Annotated in this window: 17 protein-coding genes; 16 read left to right on the forward strand and 1 reads right to left on the reverse strand. The window is 69.2% G+C overall.

What is annotated here, in order from left to right; all coding sequences use genetic code 11:
• Window positions 1–16 precede the first annotated feature (16 nt).
• From FFG40_RS05695 to FFG40_RS05750, 13 genes are all read left to right on the forward strand, one after another.
• The gene (locus FFG40_RS05695) at window positions 17–1,096 is read left to right on the forward strand and encodes a glycosyltransferase (protein ID WP_260678904.1); all 1,080 of its coding nucleotides are present in this window, start codon (window positions 17–19) and stop codon (window positions 1,094–1,096) included.
• On the forward strand, window positions 1,089–1,955 hold the full coding sequence (locus FFG40_RS05700) for a glycosyltransferase family 2 protein (protein WP_138802543.1): 867 nt from the start codon (window positions 1,089–1,091) through the stop codon (window positions 1,953–1,955). The genes FFG40_RS05695 and FFG40_RS05700 overlap by 8 nt, the downstream gene beginning before the upstream one ends.
• A complete protein-coding gene (locus tag FFG40_RS17050) occupies window positions 1,952–3,253 on the forward strand; it encodes a hypothetical protein (RefSeq protein WP_185974102.1) in 1,302 nt (433 codons plus the stop codon). The genes FFG40_RS05700 and FFG40_RS17050 overlap by 4 nt, the downstream gene beginning before the upstream one ends.
• Window positions 3,250–4,314: a glycosyltransferase gene (locus tag FFG40_RS05705; protein WP_185974103.1), complete on the forward strand. Its 1,065-nt coding sequence runs from the start codon at window positions 3,250–3,252 to the stop codon at window positions 4,312–4,314. The genes FFG40_RS17050 and FFG40_RS05705 overlap by 4 nt, the downstream gene beginning before the upstream one ends.
• Window positions 4,315–4,469: 155 nt before the next feature.
• Window positions 4,470–4,880, forward strand: a complete 411-nt coding sequence (locus FFG40_RS17370; RefSeq protein ID WP_302473317.1) for a DapH/DapD/GlmU-related protein — start codon at window positions 4,470–4,472, stop codon at window positions 4,878–4,880.
• Entirely contained in the window at window positions 4,873–5,961 is a 1,089-nt protein-coding gene (locus FFG40_RS05715) for a glycosyltransferase (RefSeq protein WP_138802545.1), read from the forward strand. The genes FFG40_RS17370 and FFG40_RS05715 overlap by 8 nt, the downstream gene beginning before the upstream one ends.
• 56 nt (window positions 5,962–6,017) lie before the next feature.
• On the forward strand, window positions 6,018–6,932 hold the full coding sequence (locus tag FFG40_RS05720; RefSeq protein ID WP_138802546.1) for a hypothetical protein: 915 nt from the start codon (window positions 6,018–6,020) through the stop codon (window positions 6,930–6,932).
• The gene (locus FFG40_RS05725; RefSeq protein ID WP_138802547.1) at window positions 6,929–8,383 is read left to right on the forward strand and encodes an oligosaccharide flippase family protein; all 1,455 of its coding nucleotides are present in this window, start codon (window positions 6,929–6,931) and stop codon (window positions 8,381–8,383) included. The genes FFG40_RS05720 and FFG40_RS05725 overlap by 4 nt, the downstream gene beginning before the upstream one ends.
• Before the next feature lie 135 nt (window positions 8,384–8,518).
• Window positions 8,519–9,451 (forward strand): beta-1,6-N-acetylglucosaminyltransferase, encoded by a 933-nt coding sequence (locus tag FFG40_RS05730; RefSeq protein ID WP_185974104.1) that lies wholly within the window; start codon window positions 8,519–8,521, stop codon window positions 9,449–9,451.
• Between the two features lie 13 nt (window positions 9,452–9,464).
• Window positions 9,465–10,493 (forward strand): GDP-mannose 4,6-dehydratase, encoded by a 1,029-nt coding sequence (gmd, locus tag FFG40_RS05735; RefSeq protein ID WP_111053820.1) that lies wholly within the window; start codon window positions 9,465–9,467, stop codon window positions 10,491–10,493.
• Window positions 10,493–11,464 carry a GDP-L-fucose synthase gene (locus tag FFG40_RS05740; RefSeq protein WP_138802549.1) on the forward strand — a complete coding sequence of 324 codons (972 nt, stop codon included), beginning with the start codon at window positions 10,493–10,495 and terminating at the stop codon, window positions 11,462–11,464. Before gmd ends, FFG40_RS05740 begins: the two co-directional genes overlap by 1 nt.
• Before the next feature lie 35 nt (window positions 11,465–11,499).
• Complete coding sequence (locus FFG40_RS05745; protein ID WP_138802550.1) at window positions 11,500–13,320, forward strand: DUF4012 domain-containing protein; 1,821 nt, start codon at window positions 11,500–11,502, stop codon at window positions 13,318–13,320.
• A gap of 378 nt (window positions 13,321–13,698) precedes the next feature.
• Window positions 13,699–14,256 carry a hypothetical protein gene (locus tag FFG40_RS05750; protein ID WP_111056811.1) on the forward strand — a complete coding sequence of 186 codons (558 nt, stop codon included), beginning with the start codon at window positions 13,699–13,701 and terminating at the stop codon, window positions 14,254–14,256.
• Window positions 14,257–14,325: 69 nt separating this feature from the next.
• Here the strand turns inward: FFG40_RS05750 and FFG40_RS05755 are convergent, their stop codons facing one another.
• Window positions 14,326–14,790 (reverse strand): VanZ family protein, encoded by a 465-nt coding sequence (locus FFG40_RS05755; protein WP_138802551.1) that lies wholly within the window; start codon window positions 14,788–14,790, stop codon window positions 14,326–14,328.
• Window positions 14,791–15,049: 259 nt separating this feature from the next.
• On the opposite strand from FFG40_RS05755, the gene FFG40_RS05760 reads away from it, so the two are divergent.
• The 3 genes from FFG40_RS05760 to FFG40_RS05770 all read left to right on the forward strand — a co-directional run bounded on the left by FFG40_RS05760 (window position 15,050) and on the right by FFG40_RS05770 (window position 21,695).
• Complete coding sequence (locus FFG40_RS05760) at window positions 15,050–15,379, forward strand: hypothetical protein (protein ID WP_027465011.1); 330 nt, start codon at window positions 15,050–15,052, stop codon at window positions 15,377–15,379.
• Window positions 15,380–15,473: 94 nt separating this feature from the next.
• Window positions 15,474–15,803 (forward strand): hypothetical protein, encoded by a 330-nt coding sequence (locus FFG40_RS05765; protein WP_138802552.1) that lies wholly within the window; start codon window positions 15,474–15,476, stop codon window positions 15,801–15,803.
• A gap of 270 nt (window positions 15,804–16,073) precedes the next feature.
• Window positions 16,074–21,695, forward strand: a complete 5,622-nt coding sequence (locus FFG40_RS05770) for an Ig-like domain-containing protein (RefSeq protein WP_138802553.1) — start codon at window positions 16,074–16,076, stop codon at window positions 21,693–21,695.
• Window positions 21,696–21,774: the final 79 nt, after the last annotated feature.

The following is a 21,774-nucleotide window of genomic DNA, read 5'->3' on the forward strand; positions in this document are numbered from 1 at the left end:
ACGAACGTTTGCGATCGTGCAGGAGTACGTCCCCGAGTACCGTGCGCCGTTGTTCGACCGGTTGGCCGAGGCGCTGTCGGAAAGGGGCGACGAGCTCACCGTCTTCGCCGGGAACCCGGCCGGCGCGCTCGCTCAGCGCCGGGACGGCGTGCAGGAGCGGCCGTGGCTGCGGAGGATCCGCCAGCGGGAGCTCCGGCTGTTCGGGAAACGGCTGACCCTCCGCGTGCTGCCGCGCGACGTGTGGCGAGCGGACCTGATCGTCGTGGAGCAAGCTCGACGGAACCTCGATCTGCCGCTGCTGTTGCTCTGGAACCAGACAGCGCGGAAGACGGCGTTGTGGGGCCACGGTGCCGATGTCGTCAAGGTCCCGTCCCGCTTCGAGCGGTTGTACAGCCGCCTGATCACGCGGAAGGCCACGTGGTTCTTCGCCTACACGCCGGCAGGTGCCGAGTGGGCTGCCGCGATCGGCCGGGACCCACAGCGAACCACCGTCCTGCACAACAGCACCGACGTCCGGCAGCTTCGGGAGGAGCTCGCGGCCGTCGATGCGACGAACGCGGAGGGTCAGGTGGCCTTCATCGGCGGCCTCGACGACAGCAAGAAGATCGTCGAGCTGATCGCGATCGGAGAGGCTGCGCACCGCGCGGATCCGGATTTCCGCCTGGTGGTCGGCGGCGACGGACAGCTTCGCCCCGCGGTCGAGTCCGCGGCGGCCCGCTTCGCGTGGCTCGACTACCGCGGTGCGGTGACCGGAGCCGCGAAGGCGGTGCTGCTGCGCGAGAGCGACCTGCTTCTGCTGCCCGGACGCGTCGGACTGGTCGCGCTCGACAGCCTCGTCGCAGGTCGACCCATCGTCACACTCGCGTCCTCGCTCCACGGACCAGAGTTCGGGTACCTCGAGCCGGGCCGGACCTGCGTCGTGGCCGATGGCGTCGAGGACGCTGCGCGGTCGGTCGTGCGGCTCCTGCGCGACCGGCAGGAGCTCGTGACCATGCAAGAGCGTTGCCACCGAGTCTCCGAGGAGTACTCCGTCGAGAAGATGGCGCATCATTTCCAGGACGGTCTGAACGCAGCGATCAAGGACGACGATGAGTGAGTTGCACGTGATCGTGGCGAGCCACAACCGGGCCGACAGCACTGCGGCCGCGTTGCGGTCGCTCCACGAGGCGATCTCCGAGGTGGGCGTCGAGTACGACGTGACGCTGTTCGACGACGGCTCGTCGGATGACACGATCGAGCGGGTGACCGCGGTCGTGGATCGGTTGACGGTCCTGCGGGGCGACGGTTCGGCGTTCTGGGCCCGGTCGATGGCTACGGCAGAGGCCGCAGTGCTGGCCCGTGACGATGTCCGGGACGACGACTGGTTGCTCTGGTTCAACGACGACGTCCTGCTCGAGCGCTCTGGTCTCCGCTCCCTGTTCGAAGCGGCACCGCAGCCGCAGGCGGGGATCCTCGTCGGAAGCACGGTGGACCCCGTCTCGGGCGCACTGACCTACGGCGGACTCCGACGCGAGGGACCCCACCCGTTGGCGTTCGCGCTGGTCCAGCCGCCGGATGCTGCCAGCGCAGCCGAGCGGGTCGATGCCTTCAACGGCAACATCGTGCTCATGCCCATCCAGGTCGCCCGCACGGTCGGTCCAATCGACGGAGGCTTCAGCCACGCGTACGCGGATGTTGACTACGGGATGCGCGCGACCGCGAAGAGCATTCCCATCTGGGTGATCGGGGGGACGGCGGGGTACTGCAGCCGGAACCCTGCCGTGTCCCACCCGTCCGTCGTAGCCGCCTGGCGTTCGTACACCGGGCAGAAGGGGGCGGGTAATCCTCGTTCGCTTCGTCGGTACCTTCGTCGGCACAACCCGCGGTCCTGGTGGTTCTTCTACGCCGCGTCCTACGCGCTCTGGTGGGCTCGTACCCTTCGTCGCGCCGCGATGAGCAGAGGGAGACGCCGATGACCACCCTGCTGTTCCTCGTCGTCGCGGCCATCTTCCTGGTCTTGGCCGTCGGGCTCGTACGGATGCAGCCGCGCGTCGTGTACTGGATCGTGTCCCTGTACGCCGTGACGGCGTGGGAGTACCCGAACTTCGGGACGATCGGCACCTTCGGCGGCACGACCATCACGCTCGGTGACGGGCTCGCGGTGAGCTTGATCACCGCAGCACTGCTCGACGCTCGAGCTGTGGTCCGGCGCTTCCAGCCGGTCGGGGTCATCGCGGGCGCAGCGCTCGTCGCGGTGCTTGCGCTCTCGCTCGTGCAGGGCATCGCGACCTTCGGACTCGGCGTGGCCGTCAATGAAGCCCGTGGGTTCCTGTACGTGCTCGGTATCCTGTTCTGGGCGGTGACCCGGCCATGGCCAGAAGCCGAGATCGTCTACGCGGAGAAGTTCTTCGTCATCGTGCAGGGCATCGGCTTGTGCGTCGTCGGCGTCTACCACGTCGCGCGGTACGGGCTGGGTGGGACCGCGGACTTCGTGCTCGTCAGCGGAGAGCTCAGCCAGACCGGGCGCCCGTTGGTGTCGGGGCAGGCGCTGCTCCTCACGATCTGTGCGGTCCTTGCTCTCCGGCTCTGGCAGCGCGACGCCCGCGCGCGTTGGGTCTGGCTGTTCGGGCTCTTCATGGTGTTTGTGATCGTCAGCCAGCAACGAACGGTCTGGCTCACCGCCCTCGCGGTCGCCCTCGTGCTGCTCGTGCGTGGACCGCGTGCACTTCGCCACACGCTCGTGCTGCTCTTCGGAACGCTGCTGATCGGGGGGATCCTGGTGTCGGCAGCGCAGTCGTCGTCGAGCGGCATTGTCGCCGAGTTCGCCGGATCGGCATCGAACACGGGGACGTACTCGGCCCGTCTCACGAGCTGGATCGGCCTCATCGTGCAATCGATGGGTGAAGGCGTGATGACCGTCCTCTTCGGAGCACCCTTCGGACACGGTTACGGCAGGTTCGAGGGCGTCGGCCGCTGGGTAGTCTTCGCTCCGCACAACTGGTACGTCACGGTGTACCTGCGAGAAGGACTCGTCGGTCTCGGCGCGATGCTGGTCATCTTCCTGCCACGCTTCTTCGCCGGGTTGCGGGCCAACCGAGACGTCTTCGTGACCGCCCTGCTCGTGTGCTTCCTGGTCTACGGATGGACCTACTCGTGGCAGTGGTGGACGTGTCTGCCGCTCGCACTGGCGTTCTTGGACCGCGACTTCCCAGAGGCGATCTCGACGGAGACACCCGTGGTCGGCCGCTCCCGTCGCCTCCCGGTGCACGGATGACGCCCGGGACGCGAGTCCTGCACGTCCTCGGAGAACTCCGGCCGAGCGGCATGGAACGGATGCTCGTCTCCGGGGCCAGCGGCTTCGACTCGGCAGGCGTCGAGGGCCATGTCTTCGGCGTTGGCCGCAACCATCCCTTCGAGCGTGCGATCAGAGATGCCGGCTACTCCGTGCACACCACCGACAGCGCGTTGCACACCCCGGCAGGGCGACAGGTCTTGCACCGTCTCCTCGCCGAGGTCGACCCCCACGTCGTGCACATCCACACCGAAGGCCGCTACCTGCAGACCGTGCTCGCGGTCCGCAGGTCGAACAGGCGCATGCCCGTCGTGCGGACCATCCACAACGTGTTCGACGCGCGCGGCCGATGGTTCCTCCGGCGTGCCGCGCAAGCGCTCATCGCCGATCGCCTGGTCGATGCGCTGATCGCGCCGAGCCCGGACGTGGCGGCGAACGAAGCGCGTTTCGGGCGACGAGTCCGAGTGATCTACAACTGGGTGGAAGACCGCTTCTTCGAGATCGCCGCACAGCGTGCGCAGGCGTCGGTGCCGTCCACGGCTCCGATCGTGATCGTCGGGAACTGCTCGAAGATCAAAAGCCACGAAGTCGTCCTCGAGGCCGCGCTCCTCGGCAACCTCAGCGTCGTGCACGTGGGTTCCGAGGACGACGTGGCACCGGCGGAACGGGAACTCCTCGAGCGACTCGACCAGGTGGGCCTCCTGGCCGGTCGCGGGGTCGGCGATCCGGCAGCGGCACTCCTCGCCGGACGTGTGTTCGCCATGCCGAGCCGTCACGAGGGCATGCCGGTCGCGCTCGCCGAAGCGTTGGTCGTCGGCCTCCCCGCCGTCGTGTCCGACGTCCCAGGACTCCGGTGGGCTGCCGGGCAGGGAAGCGTCGTGGCGCTCGGGAGCCGGGAACCGGCAGAATGGACCGAACGGCTCCGCGAGTCAGCCGGAGCGGGAAGCGCTCCGACGATCGACTTCCGCGCGGCCAGGGGAACATCCGAGTACGCCGAGGTCTACCGAGCCGTCACCACTCGACGAAGAAGGTCTGCGCAGTGATCCGACGGGCACTTGCATCGATCAGACGGCGACGTTGGTTCAGTTCCCTCCCGACCACCGTGTCCTGTGGAGAGGATCTGCGCTTCGGCGCACGGGTCCGACTCTGGGCTCCGAGGTCCCTGACGATCGGCTCGGACGTCCACCTCGGCTCAGACGTGCGCATCGAGGTCGACGGCAGCATCGGGGACGGTGTGCTGATCGCGAACCGAGCGGCGATCGTCGGCCGACGCGATCACGACATGTCAGTCGTGGGTGTGCCGATCACTGCGACGCCCTGGGTCGGAGACACCCCCGCCCTGAGCACCGCCACCACGATCGGCAGTGACGTCTGGATCGGATTCGGCGCGATCGTGCTGTCCGGTGTGTCCGTTGGCGACAGCTCCGTCATCGCGGCTGGTTCGGTCGTGACTCGGGACGTGCCGCCGAACACCGTCGTCGCGGGGAACCCGGCGCGAGCGCTCGGACCGCGGTTCGGTGAAGGAGAACTGACCGTCCACTGGCACGCGCTGCGCCGCCGGGGTGTCCGGCTCGCCGAGGATCCGGCGATGGGTAGGGCCGATGGCTGACCCCTCCCCACGGATCTTCTACGTGCCGAACGAGTTCGGCGGCTTCCGCCAACTTGGCTTCCGTGACCCGTTGGAATCATTGGTACGAGCGGGCCAGGTCGCCGAGCTCGCGACCTTCAGCGTTCTCGACGCGATCCGGAACGGCGGCGACGCCGAAGCTCATCGGAAGGAGCTCGTCCGACGGGTGACGGACTTCCAGCCGGACATCCTGCTCATGCAGCACCTCGGCCACACCGGCCTGCGGCGACAGCACTTCGCATCGCTGCGTCAGGCCTGCCCGCGGGACTTCATATACCACGAGGCGGACCCCTACTCGAGGCGCCTCCATCCCATCCCTCCCGAGGCACGGGCAGCAGCACGGGTTGCGGACGTCGTCTTCACGGTCGGCAGCGGCGTGTTCAGCGACAACTTCCGGCGAGCGGGGAGCGCGAACGTCCGCTGGATCCCGTCGGCCTACGAACCGACCAGGACCTCGAACTTCGACCGTCCGGTTCGCCAGGACCGTCCCTACGACGTCGTCATCGTCGCCAACCGGAACCGACCTCGGTTCAGGGGCCTGCCGGACTGGCGCGAGCGGATCCGGTTCGTCGAACTGATGCAGCAGCACTTCGGAGAACGACTTGCTGTGTACGGAAGAGGCTGGGACGGCCCGACAGCGAAGGGGCCCGTGCCCTTCGAAGCGCAGGACGAAGCAATCACCTCGGGCTGGGTCAGCGCGAACTGGGACCACTTCGCATCCGAAGCGTCATACTTCTCCAACCGGTTGCCGATCTCGCTCGCCGCCGGATCCATCCACGCGACGACCGACCACCCCGGCTACGACCAGCTCTTCCCGGCGCAGACCCGCCGGTTCCTGGTGCGCGGTCGGACTCCCGAGGCGCTCATCGGTTCCGTCGAGCGTGTGTTGGCCGACACCACGACGGAAGACCGGCTCGGAGCCATCGCAGCCGGGCGTGAGTTCGCAGCGGAGCACTTCCGACAGGACGACCTCATGGTCCAGATGATGAACTGGCGCACGCAGTGGATCGATCCGGGTGATGCTCGGTCCGTGTGGGCAGCTGAGCGGGGAGGTCGAGCATGAGGATCGGGCCGATCAGGACGCTTCCGCTGCGCGCATCCCTCCGGATCGAACGGGGCATGAACGCGCGAGACCTGCAGCGTGGTAGTGGTGATGCGACGCCACCGGACGGATGGGTGCCGCCGCGGAACCTGCTCGGGCTCCGCGTCCGTGTGGACCCATACCCGGATCTCGGACATCAGCTGTCAACGTGGATCGCCGGCTACCTGTGGTCCGCGGACCTCGGAGTGCCCTACCTCGGCGGGGACGTGACGAAGGACACGAAGGGGCTCTTCGACCTGGCACGGTCGACGGCCGGTGCACCCTCTGAAACTGTGGTCGAGCGTCGCATCGCAGCGACCGGGTTCGAGTACGAGGACTGGGCGCTTCCTGCGCTCCAGCGGGCGACGAGTCGGGTCGCCTCCCGCTCCAGCCGACCGTGGGTCGGACGGCTGGCGGTGGACCAGCGTCGCTGGGACCAGACGCCGGCGGCCGAGCCGCTGCGTCGAGCCCTCCTCGGTGGGTACCTCGGTGAACAGTTCAGACAGATCGAGGCGAACGCGGACTACATCGCGGTCCACGCACGACGTGGAGACATCGGGCCGGAATCACATCCTGATCGCTGGATCGGTCTCGCTTACTACCAACGGCTGATCGCCGAGATCAGGACCGTTCCCGCGCTCGCGCACATGCCGGTCAGGCTCTTCACCTCGGGCGATGCAGCAGACCTGCGTGACCTCAACGCCATCGGGGTCACGATCTCCAACGGCGGCGAGCGCGACCAAGACTTCATCGAGATCGCGGCCGCACGGGTCGTCGTGGCGGCTCCGAGTTCCTTCGGGTTCCTCGCCGCGCTCGTGTCGAGAGCCCCCGTGATCGCCCGCGTCCCCTGGTGGCACCACATCCCGGACACCGGTCGTTGGATGGCGTACCAGGCGGGCCAAGAGCTCGACGCCGCTCGACTCGACGGCCTGATCTCCGGTGCCGCTTCGTGACATCGAACGGACGGCGCCTCATGGCCGGGGCCTCGTGGGTGTACGGGCTGCAACTCCTGACGGTCGTTGTGCAACTCGCGTACGCAGCGCTGACCTCGCGGCTCGCCGAACCCGGGGTCTTCGGCGCGTACAGCGTCGCGCTGTCGATCGCGGCGCTCGTCAACCTGCTGGGGTCCGGTGGGCTGTCGCAGACAGCTGCTCGAGCGCCGGACGCGGAGCGGTCGTCGACACGACCCCTCGCCACCTACGCGTTGCTCCTGGGAGTGGCCGCGGCGCTCTTCACCCTCGCCACGGCAGATCTTTGGAGTGCATTCTGGGGCGCACCGCAGGCCTCCGGCGCTGTGCGACTCCTCGCGGCGAGTGCGCTCGTGATGCCGTTCCTCAGCCTGAGTACTGGCTTGCTGCGCCGCCAAGGGGTCTTCCGCCAAATGGCGATCGCCACCTTCGCCGCCAACGTCGTCGGGATGATCGTCGGTGCGGCTGCAGTACTCGTTTTTCGGAGCCCCGAGTCCCTGGCCGTCTCGGCGATCGTCGGGCAATGGGGCACGTTGCTCTGGGCAGTCACCCGACTCCGCGGCGGTCTGCTCCCCGGCCGACTCGCCCTCCGATCGGACAACGTCCAGTTCAGCACGAAGCTCGTCGCGGTGTCCGTGTTCCAGTACATCTCCGGCAACGCCCCACGATGGAGCGTCAGCCAGTTCGTCGGAGCCGGCGTGCTCGGCGCATGGAACCGGGCTGACGTCCTGTCGACGATCCCGTTCTCGCAGCTGCAGAACGCGCTGATGCAGGTGATCTACCCGGAGTTCCGTCGCTACGAGGTTGGCAAGTCCGCCGCGAGAGCCGCGTGGCTGGACATGCTGACCCTCGTCGCATGGCTCACCCTGCCGGTCGGTGCTGTGATCGCCGGCGTGGGGCCGGAAGTCGTCCGCCTCGCGCTCGGGCCGGGTTGGGAACTCGCCGGCCAGATCCTGCCGCTGCTCGCAGTGCTGGGCGCCGTGCAGCCGCTGATGATCCTCCTCGCCGGCGCCCTCGAGGCCGCCGCGCTCTTCAAGGCGATCTGGCTGTCCGAAGCCGTCGCGTTCGTCCTCAGCGCCGTCGGTGTCGCGATGGTCGTGGTCCATCAGCAGTACGTCTTCGCCCTCCTCGCGCTCATCGCGGCGATGATCGGTCGGCACGTGGTGCACATCGTCCAGGCACACCGCGTCCGTGCGCTCGGCCTCCGGCAACTCGCCCTCGGGTACGCGCAGCCAGCGGTGTTCGCCCTGGTGCTCTACGGCTCACTCGTGGTGCTCGTCCACGACTTCGGCTTCGGGCCGGTCCGGGTGGCCGCAGGCCTCGTCGGCCTTGCCGTCCTCGTCGTGTGGGTGGGCGCGACGCGTCGGTCCTTCCCGCCACTGGAGATCCTCCGTCGCCGGGGGATCCTCGGGCGTGGCGGCGAGAGCCTGTCGTGAGGCTCGGAACCTCCGCAGGACGCAAGCGAGCTCGGTTCGGGCCACCGCGCTGCCGCTCGTACGGTAGATTCAGCCGATCAGGGGCCGGGAGGGCGGATGTTCCGGTCTGAACCCCTGGACGACGAAGGGGCGGCCGTGCAACCGATCTTCCTCGTCTACACCTTCCAGGACGCGGAACACCTCCGGGAACTCGTCGAAGCGCTTTCACCGTACGAAGTGATCGTCCACGTCGACGCGAAGGTCGATCTGTCCCCGTTCGCAGCCGCGGTCGAGCACTGCACGAACGTCCGGATGCTGCAGGACCGAGTGCAGGTCAACTGGGGCGGGTACTCGCAGGTCCGTGCGATCCGAGCCCTCGTGCGGAAGGGACTCGAGTTCGCGAACGACGACGACTACCTCGTCCTGCTCTCCGGCTCGGACTACCCGCTCCGAGCAGTCGACGAATTGGTCGCCCACCTCGTGGAGCACGGGGGGAGGCAGTTCATTCGCGCGTTCGAGATCTCCACGAGCGAAGAGAAGTACCGCAGACAGGTCGACCGACGGCATCACCGCGACATGCGTTTCCTGTCAACCCGGACCGGCAACCGAGTCCTCCGCAAGGCCCGCAACGGCATCATCCGACTCATCGACGGCCCCCTGAGCACGAAGCGCTCCCCGGTTCCTCCTGACGGGCTTCGTATCGGTCACGGCGGGACGCACTTCGCGGTGACAGCGGCGTGTCTCCGCGAGATGGAAGCGCTCGTGACGCCGGAGGTCGAGTGGTACTTCGCGGCGATCTTCTGCCCGGAGGAGAAGTTCTACCAGTCCCTGATCATGCGCACCCGCTTCGCTTCGGCGACACCGGCGAGTGGCTTCGAGGACTACGTGGGCCCGGGGAACTGGCGCTACGCCAACCTCCACCTAATCGATCCGACTCTCATCCGGGTGTTCACCGAGGAGGATTGGCGGCAAGTAGCGTCCTCGGACAAGTTTTTCATCCGCAAGATCGTGACCGGACCGAGCACCGGTCTTCGCAGCAAGATCAAGACCGAGCGGCTGACGGCGCCCGGTCGAACTAATACGACGTGAGGACGGGAACCAGTTGCCCAAGAAGGCCTTGATCACCGGGATCACCGGACAGGACGGCTCGTACCTGGCCGAGCTGCTGCTCCGGAAGGGATACGAGGTGCACGGACTCATCCGTCGTGCCTCGACGTTCAACACCTCGCGTATTGACCACCTGTACGTGGACCCGCACAACCCCGACGCGAAGCTGTTCCTGCACTACGGAGACCTGGGAGACGGTGCGCGGCTCGTCAGCCTGCTCAGCGAGCTGAAGCCCGACGAGGTCTACAACCTCGCGGCGCAGTCACACGTGCGGGTGTCGTTCGACGAGCCGGAGCACACCGGTGACGTGACAGGCGTGGGCACCATGCGCATGCTCGAGGCGGTCCGGGTGTCCGGCATCCACACGCGCTTCTACCAGGCGTCTTCCTCGGAGATGTTCGGGGCCACCCCGCCGCCACAGAACGAAGAGACGCCGTTCTGGCCGCGTTCCCCGTACGGCGCCGCGAAGGTCTACAGCTACTGGGTGACCCGGAACTACCGCGAGGCCTACGGCATGTTCGCGGTGAACGGCATCCTGTTCAACCACGAGTCTCCGCGTCGCGGTGAGACGTTCGTCACCCGGAAGATCACCCGTGCGGTCGCTCGGATCAAGGCCGGCCTCGAGGACCACGTGTACCTCGGCAACCTCGACTCCGTTCGCGACTGGGGGTACGCCGCCGAGTACGTCGAGGGCATGTGGCGGATGCTGCAGGTCGACGAGCCGGACGACTTCGTGCTGGCGACCGGCGGCGACTTCACGGTCAAGGACTTCCTCACCACGGCGTTCTCGCATGCCGGGCTGAACTGGGAAGACCACGTCCGGTTCGACGAGCGCTACCTGCGACCGAGTGAGGTGGACGCCCTCGTCGGTGACGCCTCGAAGGCCAAGGAGAAGCTCGGTTGGGAGGCGACCGTCGACACCGCCGAGCTGGCGAGGATCATGGTCGACGCCGACATCTCGGCGCTCGAGCACGAGGGCCGTCCGTGGATCGACACCGTCCGACTCGAGAGCTGGGGTTCCTGATGGCCACGACCGACTTCACCGCCGGTCCGATCGACCGGGCTGATCGCGTCTACGTCGCTGGACACCGTGGCCTGGTGGGCTCGGCCGTCTGGCGCAAGCTCGAGTCGGAGGGTTTCACGGACATGGTCGGGCGAACCTCGTCCGAGCTCGACCTCAAGGACCGCGGCGCAGTCTTCGCCTTCTTCGCGGACCAGCAGCCGAAGCACGTCGTGCTCGCCGCTGCCAAGGTCGGCGGGATCATGGCGAACAACACCTATCCGCACGACTTCCTGAGCGAGAACCTGCAGATCCAGGTCAACGTGATGGATGCCGCGGTGGAGCACGGCGTCGAACGTCTCGTGTTCCTCGGCTCGTCCTGCATCTACCCGAAGATGGCCGAGCAGCCGATCCACGAGGACGCGCTGCTCACGGGGCATCTCGAACCGACGAACGACGCGTACGCCATCGCCAAGATCGCCGGCATCCTCCAGGTGCAGGCTGTCCGTCGGCAGTTCGGCCGTCCGTGGATCTCGGCTATGCCGACCAATCTCTACGGCCCGGGCGACAACTTCTCGCCGACCGGCTCCCACGTCCTGCCGGCGCTCATCCGCCGGTACGACGAAGCCGCTCGTAGCGGTGCATCGACGGTGGAGAACTGGGGGACCGGGGCGCCCCGTCGTGAGTTCCTGCACGTCGACGACATGGCGGCAGCGGTGTTCCATCTCATGGAGCGCTACGACGGTCCTGACCAGGTCAACGTCGGTACCGGATCGGACGTGACGATCAAGGAGATCGCGGAGACGATCGGCAAGATCGTCGGGTTCGAGGGCGAGACGGTCTGGGACACCACCAAGCCGGACGGCACCCCCCAGAAGCTGCTCGACGTGTCGAAGCTGGCGGACGCTGGATGGACGGCGCAGATCGGTCTCGAGGACGGGCTCCGCAGCACCATCGACTGGTACCGCGAACACGCGGATTCCGTCCGTCAGTGACGGTTGTCGGACGCGCGGAACCGTAGGATCGCCACATGTCCGACGCGCCCGAGTCGCGACGCACTGCAGCACGCCGGGGGTCCAGGGCCCGGATCGTCCTGTGGGTCGTCCTCGCCCTTGTCCTGATGCTGATCCTCGCCGTCGCTTGGGTCGGTGTCCGCGGCATGCTCGCAAAGGGGCACCTGGAGCGGGCCGTCGGGGACGTGGACACCCTCCGGTCCCAGCTGACCGGCGGTGACACCGCCGCCGCCCAGAAGACGGCGCGCCGCCTCGAGCACGAAGCAGCGTCGGCGCGATCGCTGACCGGTGACCCCGTCTGGGGTGCGGCGCAGTCCGTGCCGTTCTTCGGGACGAACCTGCGGGCCGTCCGCGACGTGTCGGTGATCGTCGACGATGTGGCCAGCGACGCCGTCAGTCCGGTCGCCGGCGTCCTCGGGAAGCTCGGGTCGGACTCGTTCGCGCCGAAGAACGGCAAGATCGACCTTGACCCGATCGAGGACGCGCAGCCAGCGGTCGCCGAGGCCACGAAGACGCTCCAGCAGGCACGCACCGATGCGGAGCGGATCGACACCAGTGGAACGCTGTCGCCGGTCACCACCGCCGTGGGACAGCTGCGGAACGCGCTGTCGTCAGCGTCCGAGCAGGCGGTTGCGGCGAACCGCATCGTGCAGCTCGCGCCGGCCATGCTCGGCCACGACGGGCAGCGGCGGTACCTGCTGCTCTTCCAGAACAACGCCGAACTGCGAGCCGGGGGAGGTATCCCCGGTGCGGTGGCGGCGCTCGACGCGAAGGACGGTTCGCTCCGTCTGTCATCCCAGGCCTCGAGCGGGGACTTCGGGCCATACGACGAACCGGTCCTGCCACTGACGGCTGACACGCGTGGGCTCTATGGGGAGATCACCGGGGAGTACATGCAGGATGTCACCCTCACGCCACGCTTCGACGTGTCGGCGAAGCTCGCGCGGGAGATGTGGAAGCAGAAGTTCGGCCAGCAGGTGGACGGCGTGCTCGCCATGGACCCGGTGACGCTCAGCTTCATCCTCAAGGCGACCGGCCCCGTGCAGTTGCCGACCGGAGACACTCTGACCTCCGACAACGCGGTGCAGCTGCTGCTCAGCGACGTCTACGCCAAATACCCCGATCCGGCGGTGCAGGACGCCTTCTTCGCGTCCGCCGCCAGCGCGGTGTTCGCCAAGGTTTCTTCGGGCGGGTTCGACACGAAGGCCTTCGTGTCTGCGCTGACCCAGAGCGCTGGTGAGGGTCGCCTGCGGCTCTGGAGTGCGGACAAGGCCGAGCAGCGCCGCATCAGCGGGACACCGGTGGCCGGCGAGCTGCCGACGGCGACCGCGGACTCGAGCCAGTTCGCCGTCTACCTGAACGACGGCACCGGCGCGAAGATGGACTACTACCTCGACAAGAGCGTCTCCGTCGGCAGCTCGGTGTGCCGGAAGGACGGGCGTCCGACGTCCGTCGTCCAGATCACCATCAAGAACACGGCACCGGCCGATGCCGCGACGAGCCTGCCGCGGTACGTGACGGGTGGCGGCGACTTCGGCGTCGAGCCCGGCAAGATCAAGACCCTGCTCGCCGCGTACGCACCCGAGGACGCGATCTTCCTCGGTGCCACGAAGGACGGCAAGACGACCGCCGTGCAGACGGCGACCGACGGCGGGCACCCCGTGGCCCAGCTGCAGACCATGCTCGCCCCCGGCGAGAGCCTGACCTACCGCGTCGCGTTCCTCGGCGAGGCCAAGTACGCGAAGGCAGCGGTGCAGGCGAACTCGACTCCCGGTGTCCGGCAGACCGAGACGAAGCCCCTCACGTTCGACTGCGAGCAGCCGCTCGCCGCTGGCTGACATCGGAAACTCCGGAAAGCGAACCGCGGAGTGCCCCCACTCCGAGGGGCAGAAGACCAACCTGTCCGGGTCCAAAGGCGCTTGATCTGACGCACAGCGTGTTCTGGTCCTCACCATGAGGGCCTCTCAACTGGGGTTTCTGGCATCTGAAGCCTCGATCGATCGTCGGGAGGGCCGTGCGGCGGGCAGTGAACGCGGATGAACACACGTCGACCAATGACCAAAATCCACGTGATCTGGTACCAAGCTGGGAAACTCCGCTAGATTGAGACAACTTCGCCATAACAACCGCCATTTCTGTGGCTGGGGTCAACCACCGGCGGACAGCGGGCTCTGGGTGTCAGGGTCTGGATTTTCAGATCTTTAGGGGAACCATTCATGAAGAAGCTCATCGCAGCGGTGGTGCTGGCTGGCGCCGCACTGCTCGCCACTCCGGCCGTCGCCAACGCCGCCGGCTACACGCCTGACTCCGACGTCTCCGTCTCCGGCACTGCCGTCGCCGGTGGCACCGCGGCCGTGAGCTTCACGCCGGGTGCGTTCCAGGACAACGAGACCGTCAACGTCCAGGTCACCGGTGCCGGTGCGGTCACGCTCGGCGCGCTGCCGACCACGACCGTCTCGAAGACCTACACGGCCGCCTCGGACGGCTCGCTCGTCGTCAAGGTCACGTTCCCCCAGGGCGCCTCGGGCACCTACAACCTGACGGCCACCGGCGCCACGTCGGGTGTCGTCGGCTTCGCGGCCTTCACCGTCGCCCCGGCTGATGCTGCTGCGGTTCCCGCCGCTGGCGCTGGCAACGGCACCGACGGCACGCTGGCCTTCACGGGTTCGACCGTCTCCGCCCTGGCCCTCTGGGTCGCCGGCGGCGCAGTCGTCCTCGGTGGTGGCCTCCTGCTGGTCCGCGGCTCGGTCCGCCGCCAGCGTGAGTCCGTCTGAGTCTCAACGCACTGAACGAAGCCCCCGGAGCATCTGCTCCGGGGGCTTCTTCGTGTGCGGGGATGGTCGTCAGCGCCGCCGAGCCGCCCGGCTGAGCAGCAGCACCCCTGCCACGGCCCCCAGGACCGCCCCCACGCCGTTCGCGACGACGTCGTCGATGGTCGCGGTGCGTGCGGGCAGGAACAGCGCCTGGCCGGTCTCGATGCACGCGCTGACGACGAGCCCCGCGGCGATGGCGGCCCACCACCACCGCGCACCGGCGAGCAGCACCACGAGCAGGCCGAGCGGCACGAAGTAGACCACGTTCGCCAGGGACTCGACGGCGGCGTAGTCGATGCGCTCCGGTAGGCCGTGACGGTGCGCGGCTTCGAGGACCCGGGTGAGCCACGGGCCTCCTGCGGCGTCGACGGGGGAGCCCCAGAACCCGACGAGCACCAGGGCGACGCCGTAGGCGATCGCCAACCCCGTCGCGAACCGACGGCTGCGCCAGGTGGCCGGGGCGCGGTCGTCGACGCGGGGCTTGTCGGAGGTCACGTGCCGACGCTAGCGAGTCGCGCCTCCAGGCAGGTGTCCGCACCATCTCGTCCCCCGATCGCGGCGATCCGGAAAACGAGTACCCCGATCCTGGCGCTGTACCCCGGAAGTGCGACGCACCTGCCCGGAAATCCGGGGCTGCCCGATGGATGGCATTGACGAAACCCGTGAATCGACGGGCCTGGCTGGCGATCCCCTCGGCACTTCTCGTAGCGTTCTGGTGTCAGCAGATGTACCCCGGATCGTGAAGGAGAGCGACATGAGCATCACCGTGAACAACGCGACGCAGGCCGAGGTCACCCTCGACACCGACACCGTGGACACCATCGCGATCCTCGAAGCCGATGCAGCGCTCTCGACGCGTCCCAAGCGCGCCAAGGTCACCTGGGTGCAGGAAGACCAGGGCGAGTGGATCGCCGGCTACGGCGGGTACTTCGGCGGCAGCGTCGACAAGCGCGACGACCGCTACGTGGCCTCCGACACCTTCGGGCTCGTCGTGGGCGAGTTCTCCTCCCTCGAAGAGGCGCAGACCAAGCTCGAGGACCAGCTCCACGTCATGCTCCCGCCGGTCATCCGGCCGGTCGAGTGACGACAGCGGACACCAGCTCCACCGGCGTCGACCGCGACGCCCGCACCACCCGGAACCACCGGCACCACGCAGCACAGCACGAAGGAGCAGGACCATGAGCACGACCGTCGCCCACCGCCAGCAGGCCGAGGTGACCCTGGACACCCAGACGATCGAGGTCATCGCCGAGATCGAGGCCCAGGTCGTGGCTCCCGTGCAGGCAGCCCCGGTCCGCATCTCGTGGGCCCAGGCCGACTCGGGCCTGTGGGTCGCGAACTACGGCGGCTACTACGGCGGCACCGTCGACCGTCAGGGCAGCCACTTCTTCGTCGCCGACACCTTCGGTGCGTACGTCGGGGACTTCCGTTCCCTCGACGAAGCGAAGGCGCGCCTGGCCGAGCGCCTGCACGTGCTGCTGCCGGACGTCATCCGTCCGACCGCTTGATCCGCTGCTGATCGCTCGTTGATCCTCGACCCCCCGCCGGCCTGCCGGCGGGGGTTCTTCCGTGCGCCCGGGGCGCGACCGGACCGTGCCGGGCGCGGTCAGGTGCCCGGCTGCGGCGTGGCCCCTGAACGAGTGGTCCCCCCTATTGGGGACCCCGGTTGTCCCCATCAGAACCCGAGGAACTGCCAGGATCAACCTGGCGCCAACGACCGTTCTCCCTGATCCTCCGGTCGGTTTCGGTGCCCGCATCGTCTCGACCCGAAAGTGATCATGCAGCGTACGAACCCGGGCACCGCTGTGCCCGCCGACGGTCCCGACCGTCCTGCCGGCACCCGTGCCACCCGCCGACCCGGCCTGCGCGCCGTCGCCGTGCTCGGAGCCGCGCTCCTGGTGGGCACCGGGTTGACCGCGACCTCCGCGGTCGTCGCGGCCGCGCCGGCCTCGGCCGTCAGCGCCACGAAGGACGGCGCCATGGTCTGCACCCCGCAGGAGACGCTGTACGCGATCGACGGCACGGGCAAGGTCGTCGCGGTCGACATCAGCACCGGGGCCTCGCGGGGCACCACCGCCGACGTCACGAACCTCGGCACCGGCGCGAACAACGGTCTCGGCATCTCGCGCGAGGGCGTCTCGATGTTCGCCGCGTCGAACAACCAGACCGCGACCCTGCGGCAGTTCGACCCGAAGACCGGTGTCGCGTCCGACCCGGTCGCGACGGACAAGACGCGCACCGTCATCCGGGGCGCGGTCAATCCGGTGACGGGGATCTACTACTACGGCGACAACACCGGGTGGCTCGGCGCGTACGACCCGTCGACGGGCAAGTACCTCGGCCAGGTCGGTCAGATCGACGGGCTCACGAAGCGCAACGCTGCGGACACCGCGAACGCCAACGGCGACTTCGCGTTCAGCTCGCGCGGCCTGTTCTTCGTCGTCGCGGCGAACAAGGTCTACCGCGTCAACGTCGACCAGGTGCCGGCGACCGCGGGCACCACGGCGATGAGCACCACCGAGATCGCGACCCTGCCGGCGAGCACGAACAGCCCCGGCATCGCGTTCTCGTCGGACGGCTACCTCTACGTCTCGAACACCGTGACGACCAACAGCGTGGCGACGACCACGATCTACCAGCTCGACCCGACCTCGGGCAAGGAGGTCCGCAGCTTCCCCATCGTCGGCAACTACGCCGCGAGTGACCTGGCGAGCTGCAACTACGCCGACACCGTGACCGGTGCTGCGAGCGTCGACCAGCGTTGGAGCAGCGGCGACCAGTTCGCCCTGGCCATCAGCGGGGGCGGCATCGACCCGGCGACCGCGGGCGTCTCCGGCACCACGACCGGTTCCGCCACGGGCGTGCAGGCGCAGAAGGCCGGCGCGGTCCTGACGACGCCGAACAAGGACTACACGGTCAAGCAGACCGCCGCGGGCACCACCGACCTGGCGAACTACGACACCACGTGGAAGGCGGTCGACCAGACGACCGGCACGACCGTCGCCAGCGGCACCGGCACCACGGGGACCTTCACGTTCCCGGCGGCCACCACCGCGGACGGCACCGACGTCCTGGTCACCTTCACGAACACGCTGAAGGCCACGCACGTCACCACCAGCAGCGACACCGCCACGACCCCCACCGGCACGGCGCTGTCGGTGCCGGCCTCCTCGGGCGTGCTCGCGAACGACCGCGGCACCGGCCTGTCCGTCGTCTCGAACACCACGCCGGCGCACGGCACCGCCACGGTCGCCGCCGACGGCTCGTACACGTACACCCCGGCCGGCGGGTTCTCCGGCTCGGACACGTTCCAGTACACGGCGAAGGACTCCTCCGGGCAGACCTCGACCAGCACCGTGACCGTCGCCGTCGCACCGAAGGGCTCCGACGACGCGTACAGCGTGCACGCGGGCACCGTGCTCAAGGTGAACGCCGCGGACGGCGTCCTGACGAACGACCGCGGGTCCGACCTGACCCTGACCGGCAACGGCCAGCCGTCGCACGGTCTGGTGAAGATCGGCCCCAACGGGTCGTTCTCCTACGGCGCTGACAAGGGGTACTCCGGCCCGGACTCGTTCACGTACACGGCGAAGGACGGCTCCGGCGCGACCGTCACGGCGACCGTGGGGCTCACCGTGCTGCCCACCGCGACGGCCGACGCCGTCACCGCGACGGCCGGGTCGACGACGACCGGCAACGTGCTGACGAACGACCTGGGCACCGGCCTGACGGTCACCGGCAGCAGCGCCCCCGCGCACGGCTCGGCGACGGTGCGTCCCGACGGCTCGTACTCGTACACCCCGGCAGCCGGGTTCTCCGGCACCGACTCCTTCACCTACACCGTGACCGACGGCAGCGGCGGGACCGACACCGTCACGGTCACCGTGCAGGTCGCCCCGGCCGCACAGGACGACACCGTCAAGGTCGCCGCGGGTGGCACGGTCATCGCCGGCACCCGCGCGACCGGTGTGCTCGGCAACGACTCCGGCACCGGGCTCACCGTGGCGTCGAACACGTCCCCCTCGCACGGTGCGCTGACGCTCGACAAGGCCACCGGCACGTTCACGTACACGCCGGCCGACGGGTACTCCGGCCCCGACGCGTTCACGTACACGGCCGTCGACGGCTCCGGCTCGCCGAGCACCGCGACCGTCACCATCACGGTCAACCCGACCATCGGCGCCGACACCGCGTCGACCGACTCCGGCACACCGGCGACGATCGACGTGCAGGGCAACGACCGTGGCTCGGACCTCGAGACCACGATCGTCACCGGTCCGTCCCACGGCACGGCCGTCGTCGCAGCGGACGGTTCGGTCGAGTACACGCCGACCGCCGGCACGTCCGGCACCGACTCGTTCGCCTACACGGTGACCGACGGCAGCGGAGTCACCACCGGTGCGGCGACCGTCACGATCACCGTGCGACCCGTCGCGACCGCCGACACGGTGTCGACCCGGGCCGACGAGGCGCTGACGATCGACGCCGCCACCCTGACCGGCAACGACCGGGGCACGGGGCTGACCATCACCGACGTGACCGCCGGCGGGGCCGCCGGCAACGGCAACGGCACCGGCAACGGCGCCGGCACCGGCACCGGCGAGACCGGCGCCGCCCGCGGCAGCGTCACGCTCGACCGTGCCACCGGCCGTGTCGTCTACACCCCGGCCGACGGCTTCTCGGGCACGGACAGCTTCACCTACACGGTGACCGACGCCGCAGGCCGCTCCACCACCGGCACGGTCACGGTCGTCGTCGGCCCCCGCGCCACGGCCGACACCGCCACCGCCACGGCCGGGTCGACCCTGACGGTCGCGAAGGGCGACGGCGTGCTCGCGAACGACCGGGGCACCGGCCTGACCGCGGCCGTCGACCAGCAGCCCGCACACGGCGCGGTCGAGCTCGCGGCGAACGGCTCGTACACGTACACGCCGAAGGACGGCTTCTCGGGCACGGACACCTTCACCTACACGGCGACGGACCCCGCCGGCCGAACCACCACCGGCACCGTGACGGTCACGGTCCGCCCCGGCGCGGAGCCCGACACCGTCACCGTCGCGGCGGGTGGCAGCACCACGGTCACCTCCGGCGCCCTGACGGGCAACGACCACGGCACCGGCCTGACCGTCGTGTCCGTCACCGACGGGAAGAACGGCACCGCGACCCGCAACGACGACGGCACGATCACGTACACGCCGAAGGACGGCTTCTCGGGCACGGACACCGTCACCTACACGGTGACGGACCCGTCGGGTGCCATGAACACCGGCACCGTGACGGTCACCGTCACCCCGGTCGCCGGCGGCGGTTCGACCTCGGCCGAGGCCGACGCCACCACCACCGTGCCGGCCGGCACCGGCCTGCTCGACGGCGGGAAGGGCACCGACCTGGCGGTCACCGACCACACCGAGCCCTCGCACGGCGAGGTCACGGTCGACGAGGACGGCTCGTACACGTACAAGCCCGAGCCGGGCTACTCCGGCCCGGACGGGTTCGACTACACGGTCACCGACGGCTCCGGCACGTCCACCACGGGCACCGTGACGATCATCGTCGCCCCGAAGGCCGCCGCAGACACCGCGACCACGAGCGCCGCGACCCCGGTCGACGTCGCCGTCACCGGCAACGACTCGGGCACCAAGCTGGCCGTCACCGCCGTGTCGCAGCCCGGCCACGGCACCGCCACGATCACCGGCGCCACGACGGCCGGCGGAACCGACGGCGGCGCGACCGCTGCCAGCTCGGTCACGTACACGCCCGCCGACGGGTTCTCCGGCACGGACACGTTCACCTACACGGTGACCGACCCGACCGGCGGCACCGCGACGGCGACCGTCACCGTGACCGTCACGCCGACCGCGGTCGCCGATGCCCTGCGCACCGCGGCGAACACCGCGCTGCCGATCAGCGGCGCGACCCTGACCGGCAACGACCGCGGCACCGGCCTCGCCGTCACCGCGCACGGCCGCGCCGAGCACGGCACCGTGACCGAGGGCACCGAGCCCGGCTCGCTCGTCTACACCCCGGCCAAGGGCTTCTCCGGCGCGGACACGTTCGAGTACACGGTGACCGACGGCGCCGGACGGACCTCGACCGCGACGGTCACGGTCGTCGTCGGCGTCGCCGCGATCGACCACTGGCACACCATGTCGACGAACCGCAGCATGCGCATGTCCGCCGACAGGGGCGTGCTGGTCGGCGACTCCGGTCGTGGGCTCTGGGCCGCCATGGAGACGAAGCCGTTCAACGGGAAGCTGTCGCTCGAGAAGGACGGCTCGTACGTCTACACGCCCACGTCGAACTGGTCCGGCCGTGACTGGTTCACGTACTCGGCCAACGACTCCGACGGCACCGCGGCGTTCGCGCGCGTCATCATCGACGTCGCCCCGTCCGCGAAGGACGACAAGGCGACGACCACGGCCGGCAAGACGGTCCGGGTCGTCGGCCACGGCGTGCTCGGCAACGACCACGGTGACGCCCTGACGGTCGTCGCGGTGGGTCAGGCCCGTCACGGCACGGCCTCCATCGCCGCCGACGGGACGTTCGTCTACACGCCGGCGAAGGGCTTCTCGGGTACCGACACCGTCACGTACCGTGCGCAGGACTCGATGGAGCAGCAGGTCGACGCCACCGTCACGATCACGGTCGGCATCGCCGCAGCGGACGACACCGGGCACACCGTGTCCGGCACGCCCGTCACCCGTGACGCCCGTCACGGGCTGCTCGCCGACGACCAGGGCACCGGCCTCACCGCGGCCCCGGCACGGAAGCCCGCCCACGGCACCGTCGCCATCCAACGGAACGGCGCGTACGTCTACACCCCGGCCGCCGGCTTCACCGGCACGGACGCCTTCACCTACACGGTGACGGACGCCTCGGGGCAGACGGCAACCGCCACCGCGACCATGACCGTGGTCGCCGCGGCGGTCGCCACCGACGACTCCGCCACCGGGATCGTCGGACACCGGGTCGTCGTGGATCCGCTCGACAACGACTCCGCCACCGGCGGCGCCACGTTCGAGCCCGGCACGCTGCACCTGCTCCACCCCGAGTCCGGCGCACCGACCGACCGCGTGGTCGTCGCCGACCAGGGCACGTGGACCATCCGCGACGGCCGGGTCGTCTTCACCCCTCGGGACGGCTTCACCGGAACCACCTTCGTCGGTTACGTGGTCACCGACAGCGCGGGACAGACGGTCACCGCGACCGTCACGGTCACGTTCCCGACCGGGCTCGCCGCGATCGTGCACGGTACCGAGCTCGCCTTCACGGGCGTGACCGGGCTGGTCGGCCTCGGGCTCGCGGCACTCGCGCTCATGCTGGCGGGCGTGCTCCTGGTGACCCGACGACGGATCGCGGTCCGCGTCGCGCCGGGCATCCGCCGCAGCGCACGTCCGTAACAGGGCACCGGACTGGAGGCCCGGATCACCGCAGCAGACCCGCTGCGGTGATCCGGGCCTCCTGTCCGCGCGCGGGGCG

It is taken from the genome of Curtobacterium sp. KBS0715, assembly GCF_005938005.2.
Taxonomy (GTDB): domain Bacteria; phylum Actinomycetota; class Actinomycetes; order Actinomycetales; family Microbacteriaceae; genus Curtobacterium; species Curtobacterium flaccumfaciens.

What these genes read in the sequence shown, in the direction of transcription:
- FFG40_RS05705 (WP_185974103.1), top strand. Translation starts at nt 3,250, where the DNA reads ATGACGCCCGGGACGCGAGTCCTGCACGTCCTCGGAGAACTCCGGCCG.
- FFG40_RS05715 (WP_138802545.1), top strand. Translation starts at nt 4,873, where the DNA reads ATGGCTGACCCCTCCCCACGGATCTTCTACGTGCCGAACGAGTTCGGC.
- FFG40_RS17050 (WP_185974102.1), top strand. Translation starts at nt 1,952, where the DNA reads ATGACCACCCTGCTGTTCCTCGTCGTCGCGGCCATCTTCCTGGTCTTG.
- FFG40_RS05770 (WP_138802553.1), top strand. Translation starts at nt 16,074, where the DNA reads ATGCAGCGTACGAACCCGGGCACCGCTGTGCCCGCCGACGGTCCCGAC.
- FFG40_RS05750 (WP_111056811.1), top strand. Translation starts at nt 13,699, where the DNA reads ATGAAGAAGCTCATCGCAGCGGTGGTGCTGGCTGGCGCCGCACTGCTC.
- FFG40_RS05760 (WP_027465011.1), top strand. Translation starts at nt 15,050, where the DNA reads ATGAGCATCACCGTGAACAACGCGACGCAGGCCGAGGTCACCCTCGAC.
- FFG40_RS05745 (WP_138802550.1), top strand. Translation starts at nt 11,500, where the DNA reads ATGTCCGACGCGCCCGAGTCGCGACGCACTGCAGCACGCCGGGGGTCC.
- FFG40_RS05700 (WP_138802543.1), top strand. Translation starts at nt 1,089, where the DNA reads ATGAGTGAGTTGCACGTGATCGTGGCGAGCCACAACCGGGCCGACAGC.
- FFG40_RS05765 (WP_138802552.1), top strand. Translation starts at nt 15,474, where the DNA reads ATGAGCACGACCGTCGCCCACCGCCAGCAGGCCGAGGTGACCCTGGAC.
- FFG40_RS05720 (WP_138802546.1), top strand. Translation starts at nt 6,018, where the DNA reads ATGAACGCGCGAGACCTGCAGCGTGGTAGTGGTGATGCGACGCCACCG.
- FFG40_RS05740 (WP_138802549.1), top strand. Translation starts at nt 10,493, where the DNA reads ATGGCCACGACCGACTTCACCGCCGGTCCGATCGACCGGGCTGATCGC.